Genomic DNA, 15,464 nt, shown 5'->3' on the forward strand with positions numbered 1-15,464 from the left:
GAACGGCACTTCTGTGCGAGCGTCGCGGCCTCGCCCCGCGTCGCTGCACCTCATCGAGCTGCACAAGAGTGCCGTTGGCGCAGACCTACCGCACAGAAGTGCCGTTCGTGCGAAGAAGAGCGACCCGAGTGCCGGCGCCACTCACAGGCCGTGGGGGGTGCCTTCGGTGAAGCCTGCGGCGGTCTGGATGCCCACCACCGCGCGCTCGTGGAGCTCGGCGAGGGAGCGGGCGCCGGCGTAGGTGCAGGCGGAGCGGACGCCGGAGCAGATGCCGTCGAGCACGTCCTCGACGCCGGGGCGACCGGGGTCGAGGAGCTGCTTCGAGCTGGAGATGCCCTCCTCGAAGAGGCTCTTGCGCGCCCGGTCGAAGTCGCCGTCGCCGCGGGTCCGCGCGCTCACCGCCCGCTTCGACGCCATGCCGAAGGACTCCTTGTACGCGCGGCCGGACTCGTCGCGCAGCAGGTCGCCGGGGGACTCGTACGTCCCGGCGAGCCAGGAGCCGATCATCACCGAGGCGGCGCCGGCGGCGAGGGCCAGGGCGACGTCCCGCGGGAAGCGCACACCGCCGTCGGCCCATATCGCCACGCCGTGGTCGCGGCCGGCGGCGGCGCACTCCAGCACCGAGGAGAACTGCGGGCGCCCGACGCCGGTCATCATCCGCGTGGTGCACATGGCGCCCGGCCCGACCCCGACCTTGATCACGTCGGCGCCGGCCTCGGCGAGGTCGCGCACCCCCTCGGCCGTGACGACGTTGCCCGCCGCGATCGGGACCGACAGCCCGGAGTCGCGGACCACGGCCCGGACCGCCTTCAGCGCCTCGATCATCTTGTCCTGGTGCCCGTGCGCGGTGTCGACGACGAGGACGTCCACCCCGGCCTCGAGCAGCGCCTTGGCCTTGGTCGGGACGTCGCCGTTGATGCCGACCGCCGCCGCCGTGCGCAGCCGGCCGTGGCTGTCGAGGGTGGGCGTGTAGATCCCGGCCCGGATCGCGCCGAGCGCGGTGAGCAGGCCGGCGAGGCGGCCGTCGTCGTCGAGGCCGAGGGCGACGCCCCGCCCGCCGAGCGTCTCGAAGATCTCGCGGGGCGCGGTGCCGAGCGGGAGCATGACCGGCGAGCCGTCGAGGACGTCGGCGAGCCGGGTGAAGCGGTCGACGCCCGAGCACGCGGCCTCGTCGACCGTGCCGACCGGCCGTCCGCCGGCGTCGACCACGACGACGGTGCCGTGCGCGCGCTTCGGGAGCAGATTGAGCGCGTCGGCCACCGCGTCGCCGGTGCGCAGCACGAGCGGGGTGTCCCACACGGGGTGCCGCGACTTGATCCAGGCGACGATCTCGGCGACCGCCTCGGGAGCGACGTCCTGCGGCAGGACGGTCAGCGCGCCGCGCCGGGCCAGCGTCTCGGCCATCCGGCGGCCCGCGACCGCGGTCATGTTGGCCGCGACGACCGGCACCGTGGCGCCCGTGCCGTCCGCGGTGGTCAGGTCGACGTCGAAGCGGGACGCGACGGAGGACCGCCCGGGGACGAGGAAGACGTCGTCGTAGGTGAGGTCAGAGGTGGGCCGGTGCCCGTCGATGAAGCGCACGGAGAGCCAAGGGTAGCGGCGAGATCGGCCGCGCGCCGCCGGAGCGGGTGAGATATATGCGGCAGATCGCAGACCGGTCCCGCGAGTCGGCACTTCCGGGGCACCGAACTCCACATGTCGGGTGCTCCCCGGATGTGCAACTCGGTCGCCTGAGAGTGCCGACTCGCGGGTTGCAGGGTACGCCGAATCGTCAGCCCGGGGTGGGGACGATGTTGTTGTTGAGCTGGAAGAAGTTGTCCGGGTCCAGGGCGGCCTTGATGCGGCCGAGGCGTTGCAGGTTGCGGCCGAAGGCGGTGTCGGTGCCGGCCTGGAGGGGCTCGTCCTGGCGACCGGTGAAGTTCAGGAACACCCGGCCGTTGCCGTACTTCGTCAGCTCCTCGAAGGTCGCACGACTCCAGGCGATCGCTGCCTCGTCCTGGTCCTGATCCGTCCAATTGGTGTCGATCGAGACCATGTAGGGCGAGGTCCGCTCGGCGAACGCGGTCGCTTCCGGGTCCACGGCGCGCACCGCGTCGCCCACGCGGAAGATGTTCAGCATCGTGAAGGGGGACGGCCGATCCTCCGCCCGCCGCGCGAGGGCGTCGATCGCGTCGTCGGTCAGCTCGTCGAGGTACTGGGACTTCCAGTAGGACCGGTGCACGCCGCGGGGGAAGAGCGCGTCGAACGCGGACTGGACGGCCGTGTACGGCATCGGTTGCGAGAGGTCGAGCAGAGGGGTGCCCACCTCGCGCAGCGGCTGGAGCACCCGCATCCCCGTGTCCGGGTCGGGTCCGCAGTGCACCGCGGCGACGACCACGACCGGCCGGTCGTGGATGACCTCGGGCATGCCGGGCGCCGCCGGGAACGTGAACCCGTAGACCGCCGTGGTGACCTCGGACGGCGCCACCTCGGCGTACTGCCGCCACCGGCGCTCGACGGCGGCGACGTCCTCCAGTGGATACATCACGCCGGCGAACCCGACGATCGGGCCGACCGGGTGCAGCCGGAAGGCGAACGAGGTGACGACGCCGAAGTTGCCGCCGCCGCCCCGGAGCGCCCAGAAGAGGTCCGGGTTCTCGGCCTCGGAGGCGGTCCTGACGTTGCCGTCGGCGCACACCACCTGCGCCTCGACGAGGTTGTCGCAGGCCAGCCCGTACTTCGACTCCAGGTTCCCGACGCCGCCGCCCAGCGTCAGCCCGGCTACTCCGGTCTCCGACACGCGCCCCAGCGGGGTCGCCAGGCCGAACGCCTGGGTCTCCCGGTCGACGTCGCCGAGCACGGCGCCCCCCTGTACCCGGGCGAGCCTGCGCTCCGGGTCGACGAGCACGCCCCGCATCCCCGACAGGTCGATCAGCAGGCCGTCGGGGTTGCTCGACAGACCCGCGACGGAGTGGCCGCCGCCGCGGACCCCGAGCAACAGCCCGCGCGAGCGGGCGAAGCGCACCGCCTCGACGACGTCCGCTGTCCCGGTGCACCGCACCGTCAACCCCGCCGGGCCGCCGTAGATCGCGTTCCACTCCGGGCGCGGCTCGGGCGCTCCGTCGCCGCCGGGCACCAGGGGCCCGCGCAGGGCCGCGTCCAGTTCGTCGAGGACGTCGTCGGGCAGTTGCTCGCGGGAACCGTCGGCCCGCGTCAACGTGACGGTCATGGCGCACCTCTCAACCCGGCCGCCTCGTGGGCGGCCGTCTGACGTGCCGATCGCGGACACGATCGGGCGTGAGCAGGCACGGCCGTGGGCCGGCCAGGCTACGACCCCGGCGCCCCGGACAAAGCGGTCGATCGGCCCGGTTGCGGAAGGGCGTGCTCCTCTGGGGAAGTCGCGTCCGGGCGGGCTAGAGGAGGGCGCGGATCGCGTCGATCGTGTCGGCCTCGGCGGGGGTCTTGTCGGGGCGGTAGCGGAGGACCCGGGCGAAGCGGAGGGCGACGCCGCCAGGGTAGCGGACGCTGCGCTGGGCGCCGTCGAGGGCGATCTCGACGACGAGCTCGGGACGCATCTCGACCACGTGCCCGTCGTCGTGCACCGCGTGGCCGGGGAACTCCTTCGTCTGCCAGGCGAGCAGCTCGTCCGTCATGCCCTTGAAGGTCTTGCCGACCATGACCGGCGGGCCGCCGTCCGGGTCCCGGGCGCCGAGGTGGATGTTGGACAGCGTGCCGGTGCGGCGGCCGTAGCCCCACTCGGCGCCGAGCACCACGAGGTCGAGCGTGTGCACCGGCTTGACCTTCTGCCAGCTCTTCCCGCGCCGCCCGGCCGCGTACGGGGCATCCAGCGCCTTGACGACGACGCCCTCGTGCCCGGCCGACAGCGCCCCGTCGAGCACGTCCGCGGCCTCGTCCGGGGTGGGCCGGCGGACGCCCGGCATGCGCAGCGGGGCCTGCGCCGGGTCGGCGAGGAGGCCGGCGAGCGCCTCGAGCCGGGTGGCCAGGGGCTCGTCGAGCAGGTCCCGGCCGTCGAGGTGCAGGAGGTCGAAGAAGAAGGGGGTGAGCAGCACCTCGGCCCCCTCGTCGCCGGCGCCGTCGGAACCGAAGCGGGACATGGTGTCCTGGAACTTGCGGGGCCGGCCGTCGTCGTCGAGCGCGAGGGTCTCGCCGTCGAGCACCGCGGTGGTGCACGGCAGCTCCCGCACCCGCGCGACCAGCTCCGGCACGCCCTCGGTGACCTCGCGCAGCGTCCGCGTCCACACCCGCACCTCGTCGCCGGAGCGGTGCACCTGGATGCGCGCGCCGTCGAGCTTGTACTCGACGGTGACCTCCTCGCCCAGCGACTCGAGCGCCACGTCGAGCGACGACCCAGGGCTGGCGAGCATGGGCCGCACCGGCCGCCCGACCTCCAGCCGCACCGCCTCGAGCCCGGTGGCGCCCTCGGACAGGGCCAGCGCGGCGGTCTCCGGGAGCCGGCCGGAGAGCATGAACGCGCGCCGCACCACCGCCGCGGGGACCTCGGCGGCCGCGGCGATCGCGTCGAGCATCACGCCCTCCAGCGCCCCCTGCCGCAGCTCCCCCGTGAGCAGCCGGACGAGGAAGGCCTGTTCCTCCTCGGTCGCCGCGCCGAACAGCGACTCCAGCAGCTCGCGACGGCGCCGCGCCGACCCCGCCCCGGAGGTGCCGGCCAGCTCGGTGAGGAGCGAGTCGACCTGTGCGACGGCGAGCGTGGGTTCCGCAGCGGGGACACCGGCCAGGCCCGAGAGGGTGCGCCAGCCGGTGCCGATCCGCCCCTGGCGCGGCTCGCCCGCGAGCCAGGCCGTGGCCGGCGCGACCTCCTCCGGCCCGGCCAGGGTCAGCAGCGCGGCCAGCGCCGCCGACTTCTCCTTGCGGGAGCGGGTGGCGCCGACCGCGGCCGAGGTCCGGACGACGTGGTGGAGCAGCACGGTCCGCATTGAAGCAGTGCCCACCGACAGTCGCGCGGCGATCGTCAGCCCATCGTCTTCTGGCCGTCGATCGTCTCGCGCAGGATGTCCGCGTGGCCGGCGTGCTGGGCCGTCTCGGCGATGATGTGGGTGAGGACGCGGCGCGCCGACCAGGCCTCCTCGGTGAACCAGGGCGCCTCGGGCAGCGGGTGGGAGAGGTCGAGCGAGGGCAGTGCGGCGACCACGGCCTCGGTCCGCTCCGCGATCCGCTCGTACTCGGCGAGCAGGCCATCCAGGGTCTCGCCGGGGAGCATCCGGAAGCTGTTCGCGTGCTCGGCGAACGACTCCTCGGTGAACTCCATGGCGGAGGTCCCCTCCAGCACGAACGTGATCCAGTTCCGCTCGCCGTACGCGACGTGCTTGATCAGCCCGCCGAGGCACAGCTCGCTCGCGGTCGGGGTCAGCGCAGCCTGCTCGTTCGTGAGCCCCTGGACGGTGTGCCGGAACAGGAACCGGTGCTGGGCGAGCGTCCCGAGCAGGTCCGCCTTCTCGCCGGTCAGAGTGGGGATCTCGGTGCTGGTCATGGCGTCCGCCTCTCGCTGGTTCCTGCTGACGGGTACGACGCTACGGACCCATCCGGTCAGATCCTGTCCTCAATTCGGAGCCCGCCCGAGATTTCCCGGGCGGGCCGAATCGCCTGCTCAGACGACCGAGCGCCCGGTCATCGCCTGCACGTGCATCTCGTCGTACGGCGCCTCGGCCCCCGGCCGGGGGCTGCTGAGGACGGTGCCGAGCCAGCACCCGAGGAAGCCGATCGGCACCGACACGAGCGTCGGGTAGGACAGCGGGTACAGCGCCGCGGTGCCCATCACGCCCGGCCCGACGAGCACCAGGACGACCGAGCTGACCAGCCCGGCCACCACGCCGACGATCACGCCGGTGGTGTTCAGCCGCCGCCAGAACAGCAGCAGCACGAGCACCGGGACGTTGGCGCTGGCCGCGACCACCACCGCCATCAGCGCGAGCAGCGCGATGTTGGTGTTCTGCGCGCCGAGCGCCAGCACGATCGACACCGCGGCGATGGCGACGGCGGCGATGCGGCCGGCCTTGACCTGCTCGGCGTCCGACGCCTTGCCCTTGCGGATCAGCGAGCTGTAGATGTCGTGCGCCACCGCGCCCGAGCCCGCGATGACCAGGCCGGCGACGACCGCGAGGATCGTCGCGAACGCCACGGCGGAGATCAGCGCGAACAGCACCGGGCCGCCGAGCATCTCGGCCAGCTGCGGGGCGGCCAGGTTCCCGGCCTTGTTCGCCGCGGCCACCTGCGCCTGCCCGACGATCGCCGCCGCGCCGTAGCCGATGAACGGCATCGCGAGGAACGCCAGCCCGAGGATCCACAGGGCGACGCTCATCGACTTCCGGGCCACCTTCGCGTCGGGCACGGTGAAGAACCGGATCAGGATGTGCGGCAGGGCCGCGGTGCCGAGCACCTGGGCGATCGCCACGGACAGCAGGTCCAGCCCGGGGACGAACCCGGTCGCGCGGGAGAACAGGTCGGTCGGTGACGCCTCGGAGACCGCCTGGAACAGCGCCATCGGGTTCCAGCCGAACCGCGCGAGGACCAGCACCACCAGCACCGCCAGCGCGGCGAGCAGCATGACGGCCTTGACGATCTGGATCCACGTCGTGGCGAGCATGCCGCCGATGGTGATGTAGACGGCCATCAGCACGCCGACGACGATCACCGCCACCCAGTACGGCACGTCGATCAGCAGGCTGATCAGCACGCCGGCGCCGACCAGCTGCGCGATCATGTAGAAGACCGTGACCACCAGGGTGTTCACCGCCATCACCGCGCGCACGCCCTTCGACCGGAAGCGGCTCGAGAGGACGTCGGCGATCGTGTAGCGGCCCAGGTTGCGCAGCGGCTCGGCCACGAGCAGCAGGACCAGCAGGAAGGCGACGAGCCCGCCCGCGACCAGGTAGAAGCCGTAGACACCCTGCAGCGCGAGGATGCCGGCGACGCCGAGGAAGGTCGAGGCGGAGAGCAGGTCGCCGCAGATCGCGAGGCCGTTCTGCCAGCCGGTGATCTGCCCGCCCGCGACGTAGTGCGAGCCCGCGTCGCGGTTGCGGCGGCCGGCCCACGCCGTGATGGCCAGCGTCAGCAGGATGACCGCGACGAAGATCGCGATCGTGATCGGGTCGGCACTCATCGCTACAGCCCCTTCTCGGCCGTCGGGGCGGTGGCGCGGGCCTCGACGCCGGACTCCGCGATCGCCCGGTCCGCCAGCTCGTCCCACCGCGCGGCCCGCCGGGTGTAGAGCCCGCAGAGCAGCCAGACCAGCGGGAAGATCAGCGCCGTGAGTACGAACGTCCAGCTCAGCTGCCCCGCCGCCTTGCCGTTGAGCACGGGGGTGAAACCGGACAGCACGATGACGAGCAGGTAGGCGCCGAAACCGAGCGCGGCCGCGGGGACGGCGAAGCGGTTCCGGCTGCGGACGAGCTGGGCGAACGCCGGCGTCGCGGTGACGGCGGCGGCGCGGGACGGCGCGGAGCCCGGGGTGTCGGGAGCCGGGGGTGCCGGCTCGGCGGGGTCGGTCATGGGTGCCTCTCCTGGTTCGTCGCTGGGGTCGTGCGGAACGGTCGTGCCGAACGTCGAGCGGTGCCGCTGCACCACACCGGCGACCGGTGGGGAGGGCACGGTGCGGACCCGCCCGGGACCGGGCAGGTGATCGCGATGGACGTGTCGTGACGGCGGCGCGGATCGCCGCCGCGGCACGCTCGCGAGGCGGGAGCTCCCGACTCGCGGTGCCGGAGCTGTCGACTCGCGGTGCCGGAGCTCCCGACTCGCGGTGCCGGAGCTCCCGACTCGCGGGTAGGTCAGTTCCCGAACCGCTCCCGGAGCACGTGTTTCTGGATCTTGCCGACCGCGGTGCGGGGGAACTCGTCGACGAAGTGGACCTGCTTGGGTGTGTTGTAACCCGCCAGGTGCGCCTTCACGAACGCGGTGAGCTCCGCGGCCAGCGCCTCCGAGGGCTCACCCGTCGGCACCACGACCGCGACGACCTGCTCCTCGTACACCGGGTCCGGCAGGCCGATCACCGCGGCGTCGGCGACGCCGGCGTGCTTGGCCAGGCAGTCCTCGACCTCCTTCGACCACACGTTCTGGCCGCCCGAGCGGATCATGTCCTTCTTGCGGTCGACGATGGTGAGGAACCCGTCGGCGTCGGCGACGGCGATGTCGCCGGTGTGCAGCCGGTCGCCGGCGAGCGCCGCCTTCGACGCCTCCTCGTTGCGCCAGTACCCGCTCATCCGCGGGCCCCGGACGCAGATCTCGCCGGGCTCGCCGGGCGGGACCTCGTTGCCGTCGTCGTCGAGCAGGGCGACGTCGACGCCGGGCATGGCGCGGCCGATGGAGCCCCAGCGGTCGAAGACGTCCTCCGGCGGGCACCAGGTGACGAACGGGCCGCCCTCCGTGAGGCCGTAGGTGTGCGCGAACTGCACCCTGCCCTCGCGGGCGCCGAACGCGTCGGCCGTGCGGTCCATGATCCCGCTGGGGTCGTAGGCGCCGTAGTAGAGCAGCCGGACCGACGAGGTGTCGGTGTCCGGGAAGCGCGGGTGGGTGATCAGCGCGTGCAGCATCGTCGGCACGCCGAGGATCACCGAGACCCGGTGCCGCGGGAGCAGGTCCAGCACCACGTCGGGATCGAACTCCCGCAGCAGGATCACCGTCGCGCCCACGAGCAGGAACGGCTTCATGTGGTCCCAGTTGCCCACGTGGAAGGGCGGGAAGTAGTTCATGAAGACGTCGCGGTCGTTCGCCCGCAGCGTCGACGCCATCGCCAGTCCGTCGTCGACGGTCCGCCGGTGGGAGAGCATGGCGCCCTTGGGCTTCCCGGTGGTCCCCGAGGTGTAGAGGATCATGTGCGGGTCGCGCTCGTCGACCGTCACGGGCGGCACGTCGACGGCGGCGGCGCTGAACGCCTCCCAGTCGGCGCGGTCGCCCTCCGGGCCCGGGATCCGCAGCACCGGCAGGTCCGGGTGCGCGGCGCGGGCCTCCTGCGACACCTCGTCGTACTGCGCCTCGACGAACCAGAGCGCGGGCTCGGAGTCGCCGATCGTGTACGCGTGCTCGGCGCCGCGGTGCCAGAAGTTGAGCGGCACGAGGATCGCCCCGAGCGCGGCCGTCGCGAAGTAGAGCTGGACGTACTCCAGGCTGTTCTTCGCCAGCACCGCGACCCGGTCGCCGTAGCCGATCCCGCGGGCCGTGAGCGCCCCGGCGGTCTCCTCGACGAGCTCCTGGAGGGCGGCGTAGGTGATCTCGCGCCCGTCGACGACGAGGGCCACCGAGCCGCCGCGGGCCCGGGCGTTGTTCCGGATGATGTCCGAGACCAGCACGGCTACTCCCTCCCGAGGAGGCGCAGGGCGTTGCCGCCCAGCCACTTGTCCATGACCTCGTCCTTGAGCGGGAGCGCGCGGACCTCGGCGACCAGGTCGGCGGGCGGGACGCCGAGCAGCGTCCAGGTCGAGGCGAAGAGGACCTTGTCGGCGAGCTGCCGGTTCCCGAACTGCAGCAACGACTCCCAGCCCGAGTTCGGCCGCGTGAAGGTGCGCGGACGGTGCGCCGACAGGTCGACGTACACGTTCTCGTGCCGCCACGTCACCATCATCATGTCCTCGACCCACGGCCACGCCGCGTGCAGCGCGACGAGCCTGAGGTCGGGGAAGGCCGTGGCGACGGCGTCGATGTACCGCGGGTGGCCCACGTCGTAGGCGGCGTCGAGCGACCAGTTGATCCCGGTGTGCAGCAGGACCGGGACGCCGAGGGCCTCGCAGCGGCCGTAGACCCGCGCCATCCGCGGGTCGTCCGGCAGCAGCTGCTGCTTGAACGGGGACAGCACGACGCCGGAGAGCCCCAGCTCGACGGCCTCGTCGACGGTGCGGGCCGCGTCGATCTCCCACGGGTCCACCCCGCCGAACCCGACGACCTTGTCCGAGTGCCGCTTGACGAAGTCCGCGACCACGCCGTTGTTCGCGGTGGGCACGCCCAGCCGGGAGCCGAAGGACTCGGTGTAGACGCCGGCGAGCCCGATGCCGCCGTCGGCGAGCATCCGGAGGAAGTCCTCCTCGGAGGGCACCCGCTCCCGGGCGGCCTCCCGCGCGGCCTGCCAGCGCTCGGTGACCTCGGCGTGGGTGCGGGCGGGCTTCAGGGTGCCGCCGAAGTGCTCGGCGTAGCCGCGCAGCCGGCCGTTCGTGACGGCCTCGGAGAGGGTGAACGCGTCCTCGTCGGGCACGGCGCCCGCCAGGAAGTCGACGATCATCTACTCGCCCTTCAGGATCTCGTCGGTCGACGCGGGACGCTGCGCGGTGAACCGGGGCCGGCGGCCCTCGAGCGCCGCCGCCGCGCCCTCGGCGTAGTCCGGTCCGCGGAAGGTGGCGAACGCCGCGGCCTGCTCCTCGGCGTCGTAGGCCCGGCTGGGTCCGTCGCCCGCCAGGCCGTAGCAGCGGTGGATGCCCAGCTTGGTGAGCGGCAGGGCGTAGGCGGAGTACGCGGCGTACCGCTGCGTCGCCTTCTCGACCTCGGCGGCGAGGTCGTCCGCCACGGTGGTGACCAGGCCCAGCTCGAGCGCCTCCGCGGCAGGCACCAGCCGGCCGCCGTAGATCAGCTCCTTGGCCTTGCCGATGCCGACGTAGGCGGTGAGCCGCTGGGCGGGGGAGACGAAGCCGACCTTCATCTCCGGCAGCCCGATCCTGACGTCCGGCGTGCAGATCCGGAAGTCGCAGGCCAGTGCCAGCTCGGTCGCGTTCCCGACGCAGGGCCCCGCGAGCGCCGCGACGGTGATCAGCGGCAGGTCCTCCACCTCGGCGAACAGCGTGTACTCGGTGGCGATGTAGTGCTTGTAGGCGTCGTCGTCGAGCGAGCCGAGGTAGCCCAGGTCGGCGCCGCCGGAGAAGACGGTGTCCTTGCCGGTGAGCACCAGGACGCGGACGGCGCGGTCCGCCGCGACCTCGGCCACCTTCTCCCGCAGCGCCTCCAGCGTGTCGACGGTGAAGACGTTCATCGGGTGGTCGCTCGCGAACCTGAGGGTCGCGATCGTGCCGTCGGCGTTCCGGTCGAGCGTGACGGTCATCGGGCTCCTTTCCCTGTGTCGTGGGGACCGTGGACGGCCCCGTCGTCGAAGAGGGCCGCGACCGCCGCGTCGTCGAGGCCGAGCACGTCGGAGAGGACCTCGGCGGTGTCGGCGGCGATCGGTCCGGCGGGTCGCCCCGGGCGGACCTCGGACCCGGAGAAGCGGTACGGCGCGGTCTGCAGGAGGACCTCGCCGTGCCCCGGCTGCCGGACCGGGCTGAGCGTGCCGCGGGCGACGAGGTGCGGGTCGGCGAGGTTCTCCCGCACGGAGCGGACCCGGGCCGCGGAGAGCCCGTGCGCGACGAGGTGCTCGACCAGCGCGTCGGCCGTCGGCCAGGTGGCCGCCCAGGCCTCGATGCGGTCGTAGAGCGGCCCCGGGTTCCCGACGCGCTGGGCGACGGTGCCGTAGTCCTCCTGCAGCTCCGGCGCGTCCATGGCCTTCACCAGCCGCGCGAAGAAGACGTCGCCGCTCATCCCGTAGGCGAGGTGCGTCCCGTCCGCGCAGGTCGCGACACCCGACGGCACGCTCGTGGTGTGCCGGTTGCCGTACTTGCCACGCACCGCCTCGCCCTGCGTGAAGGCGCCCGCGGCCGGCTGCTGGTCGATCATGGCGAACAGGGCGTCGAAGGCGGAGATGTCGACGTGCGTGCCCTCGCCGGTGCGCTGCCGCTGGTGCAGCGCCGCACCGATGCCGGCGAGCGCGTGCACCGCGGAGTTGACGTCGGCGAGCGCGGTGCCGAAGTGCATCGGCGGCCCGCCCTCCTCGCCGGTCAGCGACATCAGCCCGGACCAGGCCTCGGCGACCAGCCCGAAGCCGGACAGGTGCGAGTAGGGGCCCACGGCGCCGAAGGTGGACAGCGAGCAGACGATCGTGCGCGGGTCGCGGGCGTGCAGCACCTCCCAGCCGAGGCCGAGCCGGCCCAGCACCCCGGGCGCGAAGTTCTCGACCACGACGTCGGCCCAGTCCGCGAGCCGCAGCGCCAGGTCGAGCCCGCGCGGGTCCTTGAGGTTCAGCCCGACCGACCGCTTGCCCGTGTTGTACTGCGCATACGCGCTGGAGACGTGGTCCTCGGGGTCGCCGACGGCCACGGGCAGCGCCCGCATCAGGTCGCCGGTGGGCTGCTCGACGCGGATCACGTCGGCGCCCATGTCCGCGAGCATCCGCGTGCAGAACGGCCCGGCGATCACGTGGCTGAGGTCGAAGACCTTCAACCCCGCGTAGGGACCGGCCATGGGGATCGCACCTCCGTCGGTGCCCGGGTCCGGCCTGTCGCCGAACGCTCGTTCAACGCACCGTAGGACGACTCACCTGCTGCGTCAACAGGGCTTTGAACGATCGTTCAGAACGGTTAAGGTGGCGGCATGGTCAGCGCCGAGAAGCCGGCAGCGTCCCCCGGGGCGCGCCGCGGGAGCCCCGGGGAGGGGCTGCCGCCCACCACGCTCGTGCTGCCGGGGGACGAACCCACGGCCGCCGCGCTGATCGCCGCGGCGGTCGAGGTCATGGCCGTCCACGGCTACCACGGGACCTCGGTGCGCGACATCGCCGCGGCCGCCGGGACCAGCCCGGCGATCCTCTACCACCATTTCACCTCGAAGCAGGGCCTGCTGGCGACGATGCTCGACCGCGGGCTGGACGTGCTGATCGCCGCGACCGAGGAGGCGCTCGACCTCGCCGGCGAGGACCCGGCCGACCGGCTGCGGGCCGTCGTCGGCGCGCACGTGCGGGTGCACCTGGAGTCGCAGCGGGAGAGCCTGCTCGGCAACAGCGAGCTGCGCTCCCTCGAACCCGGGGCGCGGGCGCTGGTCGTGGCGAAGCGCGACGTCCAGCAGCGGATCTTCGACCGGGTGGTGCGCGACGGGGTGCGGCGCGGGGTGTTCGGCGCGGACCAGCCCGACGACGCGGCGCGGTTCGTGAGCACCGCCTGCACGGCCGTGGCCGCCTGGTACCGGCCGGGTGGGCGGCTCGGGCCCGACGAGATCGTGGCGCGCTACGAGGAGATCGCGCTCGACGCCGTGAGGTACGGGCGATGACGGCCGTCGTCCCGGACTCCCTGGCCGACGCGCTCGCCCGCGTCGTCGGCGCCCCGGTCAGGGACCTGCACCGGTTGTCGGCCGGGGCGAGCCGCGAGACCTGGGCGTTCGACGCCGATGGGCGCGGCCTGATCCTGCGCCGCGACCCGCCGGAGGTCCCGGAGCCGGAGGGGATGGCGCGCGAGGCCGAGTGCTTCCGCGCCGCCGCGCGGGCGGGCGTCCCGATCCCGGAGCTGCTGGCCGCGGGGGACGGGGCGGACGGCGTCGGCAGCCCGTACCTGCTGATGGAGCGGCTGGCGGGGGAGACCCTGCCGCCACGGCTGCTGCGCTCCGACCGGTGGGCCGCGGTCCGGCCGCGGCTGGCGCGGCAGTTCGGCGAGATCCTCGGCCGCATCCACGCGATCGACCCCGCGGACGTGCCGCGGCTGGAGCACCACGCCGACGCGCTCACCCTGCTGCGCGAGAGCCACGCCGCCTTCGGCGAGCCCCGGCCCGCGATGGAGCTGGTGTTCCGCCGGCTCGCCGAGACCCGGCCCGACCCGGTGCCGCCCGCCCTGGTGCACGGCGACTTCCGCAACGGCAACCTGCTCGTCGACGACTCCGGCGTGCGGGCGGTGCTCGACTGGGAGCTCGCGCACGTCGGCGACCCGCGCGAGGACCTCGGCTGGGTGTGCGCCCGGGCCTGGCGGTTCGGCGCGGCCCCCGAGGTCGGCGGCTACGGCTCCCGCGAGGAGCTGCTCGCGGGGTACGAGGCCGCGACCGGCGTGCGCCCCGATCCGGAGGCGGTGCGCTGGTGGGAGGTGTTCGCCTGCGCCCGGTGGGCGGTGATCTGCCGGATCCAGGCCGAACGGCATCTCGGCGGCAGCGAGCGGTCGGTCGAGATGGCGGTGCTGGGCAGGCGGATCGCGGAGGCCGAGCACGACGCCCTGCTCGCCCTCGGCCTCACCGAGCCCGCCGTCGTCGCCGACGCGGTGCGCGGTCCCGCCCCGGCCGAGGAACCCGTGGTGCACGACCGGCCGTCCGTCGACGAGCTGCTCGAGGCCGTGACCGGGTTCCTCCGCGAGGAGCTGGCCCCGCCCGACCCGCGCACCGCCTACCTGGCCAAGGTGGCGGCCAACGCCCTCACGATCGCCCGCCGCGAGCTGCGGCTCGGGCCGGCGCAGCGGACCGAGCACCGCGCCCGGCTGCACGCCCTGGGCTGCGCCGACGACGGCGAGCTGGCCACCCGGATCCGCGACGGCGCCCTGCCCGCGGACGGCCCCGACGTCGTCGCCGCGGTCCGCGCCTCGGTCACCGCGCAGGTCGCGGTGGCCAATCCGCGGTACCTGGCGCCCCCGCACCGGACCTGACATGTTCGACGACGAACGCGACGACAGGAGAGACAGGCATGCGCGCAGCACGGGTGACCCGCACGAACGGGCCGCAGGCGCTGGAGATCGGTGAGGTGCCGGACCCGGTGGCCGGGCCGGGCGAGGTGCTGATCGAGGTCAAGGCGGCCGGGGTCAACTTCCCGGACCTGCTGCTCACGCAGGACAAGTACCAGTACAAGCCGGAGGTGCCCTTCACCCTGGGCGGCGAGCTGGCGGGCGTGGTCCGGGAGGCACCGGAGGGCTCGGAGTTCTCGCCGGGCGACCGGGTCGCCGCGAGCACCTCGATCGGCGCCTTCGCGGAGCTGGCCACCGCCCCGGTGCAGAGCGTGTTCCCGCTGCCGGACAACGTGGGCTTCGCCGCGGGCGCCTGCCTGCCGATGAACTACCTGACGATGACCTTCGCGCTGATCACCCGCGGTCAGCTGCAGAAGGGCGAGACCGTGCTGGTGCACGGCGCCGCCGGCGGCATCGGCACCGCGACCATCCAGCTGGCGAAGGCCCTGGGCGCCCGCGTGATCTCGGTCGTCTCCACGCAGGAGAAGGCGGACTTCGTGAAGTCCGTCGGCTCGGACGAGGCGGTGCTGACGGACGGGTTCAAGGACGCCGTCAAGGAGCTGACCGACGGCACCGGCGTCGACATGGTCGTCGACCCGGTCGGCGGCGACCGCTTCACCGACTCGCTGCGCTCCCTCGCCCCGCTCGGCAGGCTGCTGGTCATCGGGTTCACCGCGGGCGAGATCCCCACGGTCAAGGTGAACCGGCTGCTGCTCAACAACATCGACGTCCGCGGCGTCGGCTGGGGTGCGTACGCCATGCCGCGCGAGGGCTACACCCGCGCGGAGTGGGACAAGCTGATCCCGTACCTGGAGTCCGGCATCGTCGACCCGCCCATCGCCGGGACCTACCCGCTGGAGAAGGCGGGCGAGGCCGTCGCGCTGCTGGGCGAGCGGGGCGTGCTGGGCAAGGCGGTCGTCGAGCCCTGATCCCGGGCTCGATCCGGTCGCTGGAACCGGTCAGTATCCGGCCGCA

Annotated in this window: 13 protein-coding genes; 3 read left to right on the plus strand and 10 right to left on the minus strand. The window is 73.4% G+C overall.

Annotated elements, in window-relative coordinates:
• Positions 1 to 141: 141 nt before the first annotated feature.
• From ACQP04_RS05670 to ACQP04_RS05715, 10 genes are all read right to left on the minus strand, one after another.
• Positions 142 to 1,581, minus strand: a complete 1,440-nt coding sequence (locus ACQP04_RS05670; RefSeq protein ID WP_433506005.1) for a GuaB1 family IMP dehydrogenase-related protein — start codon at positions 1,579 to 1,581, stop codon at positions 142 to 144.
• A gap of 190 nt (positions 1,582 to 1,771) precedes the next feature.
• Positions 1,772 to 3,208, minus strand: a complete 1,437-nt coding sequence (locus ACQP04_RS05675; protein ID WP_433506006.1) for an FAD-binding oxidoreductase — start codon at positions 3,206 to 3,208, stop codon at positions 1,772 to 1,774.
• Between the two features lie 184 nt (positions 3,209 to 3,392).
• On the minus strand, positions 3,393 to 4,934 hold the full coding sequence (locus tag ACQP04_RS05680) for an ATP-dependent DNA ligase (RefSeq protein ID WP_433506007.1): 1,542 nt from the start codon (positions 4,932 to 4,934) through the stop codon (positions 3,393 to 3,395).
• A gap of 35 nt (positions 4,935 to 4,969) precedes the next feature.
• On the minus strand, positions 4,970 to 5,488 hold the full coding sequence (locus ACQP04_RS05685; protein ID WP_433506008.1) for a DinB family protein: 519 nt from the start codon (positions 5,486 to 5,488) through the stop codon (positions 4,970 to 4,972).
• A 117-nt stretch (positions 5,489 to 5,605) separates the two neighbouring features.
• Positions 5,606 to 7,117, minus strand: a complete 1,512-nt coding sequence (locus ACQP04_RS05690) for a solute symporter family protein (RefSeq protein WP_433506009.1) — start codon at positions 7,115 to 7,117, stop codon at positions 5,606 to 5,608.
• A 2-nt stretch (positions 7,118 to 7,119) separates the two neighbouring features.
• Entirely contained in the window at positions 7,120 to 7,506 is a 387-nt protein-coding gene (locus ACQP04_RS05695; RefSeq protein WP_433506010.1) for a DUF485 domain-containing protein, read from the minus strand.
• Between the two features lie 278 nt (positions 7,507 to 7,784).
• A complete protein-coding gene (locus tag ACQP04_RS05700) occupies positions 7,785 to 9,302 on the minus strand; it encodes a class I adenylate-forming enzyme family protein (protein ID WP_433506011.1) in 1,518 nt (505 codons plus the stop codon).
• A gap of 2 nt (positions 9,303 to 9,304) precedes the next feature.
• Entirely contained in the window at positions 9,305 to 10,225 is a 921-nt protein-coding gene (locus tag ACQP04_RS05705) for an amidohydrolase family protein (protein ID WP_433506012.1), read from the minus strand.
• Entirely contained in the window at positions 10,226 to 11,035 is an 810-nt protein-coding gene (locus tag ACQP04_RS05710; RefSeq protein WP_433506013.1) for an enoyl-CoA hydratase/isomerase family protein, read from the minus strand.
• Positions 11,032 to 12,267, minus strand: coding sequence for a CaiB/BaiF CoA transferase family protein (locus ACQP04_RS05715; RefSeq protein WP_433506014.1), 1,236 nt, complete (start codon positions 12,265 to 12,267; stop codon positions 11,032 to 11,034). Before ACQP04_RS05715 ends, ACQP04_RS05710 begins: the two co-directional genes overlap by 4 nt.
• Before the next feature lie 129 nt (positions 12,268 to 12,396).
• Here ACQP04_RS05715 and ACQP04_RS05720 point away from each other — a divergent pair, with 129 nt between their 5' ends.
• Genes ACQP04_RS05720 through ACQP04_RS05730 form a run of 3 tightly spaced genes read left to right on the plus strand, consistent with a single transcriptional unit; the run spans position 12,397 to position 15,418 of the window.
• Complete coding sequence (locus tag ACQP04_RS05720) at positions 12,397 to 13,065, plus strand: TetR family transcriptional regulator (RefSeq protein ID WP_433506015.1); 669 nt, start codon at positions 12,397 to 12,399, stop codon at positions 13,063 to 13,065.
• Positions 13,062 to 14,414, plus strand: coding sequence for a phosphotransferase family protein (locus ACQP04_RS05725; RefSeq protein ID WP_433506016.1), 1,353 nt, complete (start codon positions 13,062 to 13,064; stop codon positions 14,412 to 14,414). The genes ACQP04_RS05720 and ACQP04_RS05725 overlap by 4 nt, the downstream gene beginning before the upstream one ends.
• A 38-nt stretch (positions 14,415 to 14,452) precedes the next feature.
• Positions 14,453 to 15,418, plus strand: a complete 966-nt coding sequence (locus tag ACQP04_RS05730; protein ID WP_433506017.1) for an NADPH:quinone oxidoreductase family protein — start codon at positions 14,453 to 14,455, stop codon at positions 15,416 to 15,418.
• Positions 15,419 to 15,464 lie beyond the last annotated feature (46 nt).

Source organism: Pseudonocardia halophobica, assembly GCF_050948485.1.
Lineage (GTDB): Bacteria > Actinomycetota > Actinomycetes > Mycobacteriales > Pseudonocardiaceae > Pseudonocardia > Pseudonocardia halophobica.

Coding starts and splice junctions, on each gene's coding strand:
- ACQP04_RS05675 (WP_433506006.1), bottom strand. CDS start 3,208: ATGACCGTCACGTTGACGCGGGCCGACGGTTCCCGCGAGCAACTGCCC.
- ACQP04_RS05705 (WP_433506012.1), bottom strand. CDS start 10,225: ATGATCGTCGACTTCCTGGCGGGCGCCGTGCCCGACGAGGACGCGTTC.
- ACQP04_RS05725 (WP_433506016.1), top strand. CDS start 13,062: ATGACGGCCGTCGTCCCGGACTCCCTGGCCGACGCGCTCGCCCGCGTC.
- ACQP04_RS05730 (WP_433506017.1), top strand. CDS start 14,453: ATGCGCGCAGCACGGGTGACCCGCACGAACGGGCCGCAGGCGCTGGAG.
- ACQP04_RS05720 (WP_433506015.1), top strand. CDS start 12,397: ATGGTCAGCGCCGAGAAGCCGGCAGCGTCCCCCGGGGCGCGCCGCGGG.
- ACQP04_RS05710 (WP_433506013.1), bottom strand. CDS start 11,035: ATGACCGTCACGCTCGACCGGAACGCCGACGGCACGATCGCGACCCTC.
- ACQP04_RS05680 (WP_433506007.1), bottom strand. CDS start 4,934: ATGCGGACCGTGCTGCTCCACCACGTCGTCCGGACCTCGGCCGCGGTC.
- ACQP04_RS05715 (WP_433506014.1), bottom strand. CDS start 12,267: ATGGCCGGTCCCTACGCGGGGTTGAAGGTCTTCGACCTCAGCCACGTG.
- ACQP04_RS05685 (WP_433506008.1), bottom strand. CDS start 5,488: ATGACCAGCACCGAGATCCCCACTCTGACCGGCGAGAAGGCGGACCTG.
- ACQP04_RS05690 (WP_433506009.1), bottom strand. CDS start 7,117: ATGAGTGCCGACCCGATCACGATCGCGATCTTCGTCGCGGTCATCCTG.
- ACQP04_RS05695 (WP_433506010.1), bottom strand. CDS start 7,506: ATGACCGACCCCGCCGAGCCGGCACCCCCGGCTCCCGACACCCCGGGC.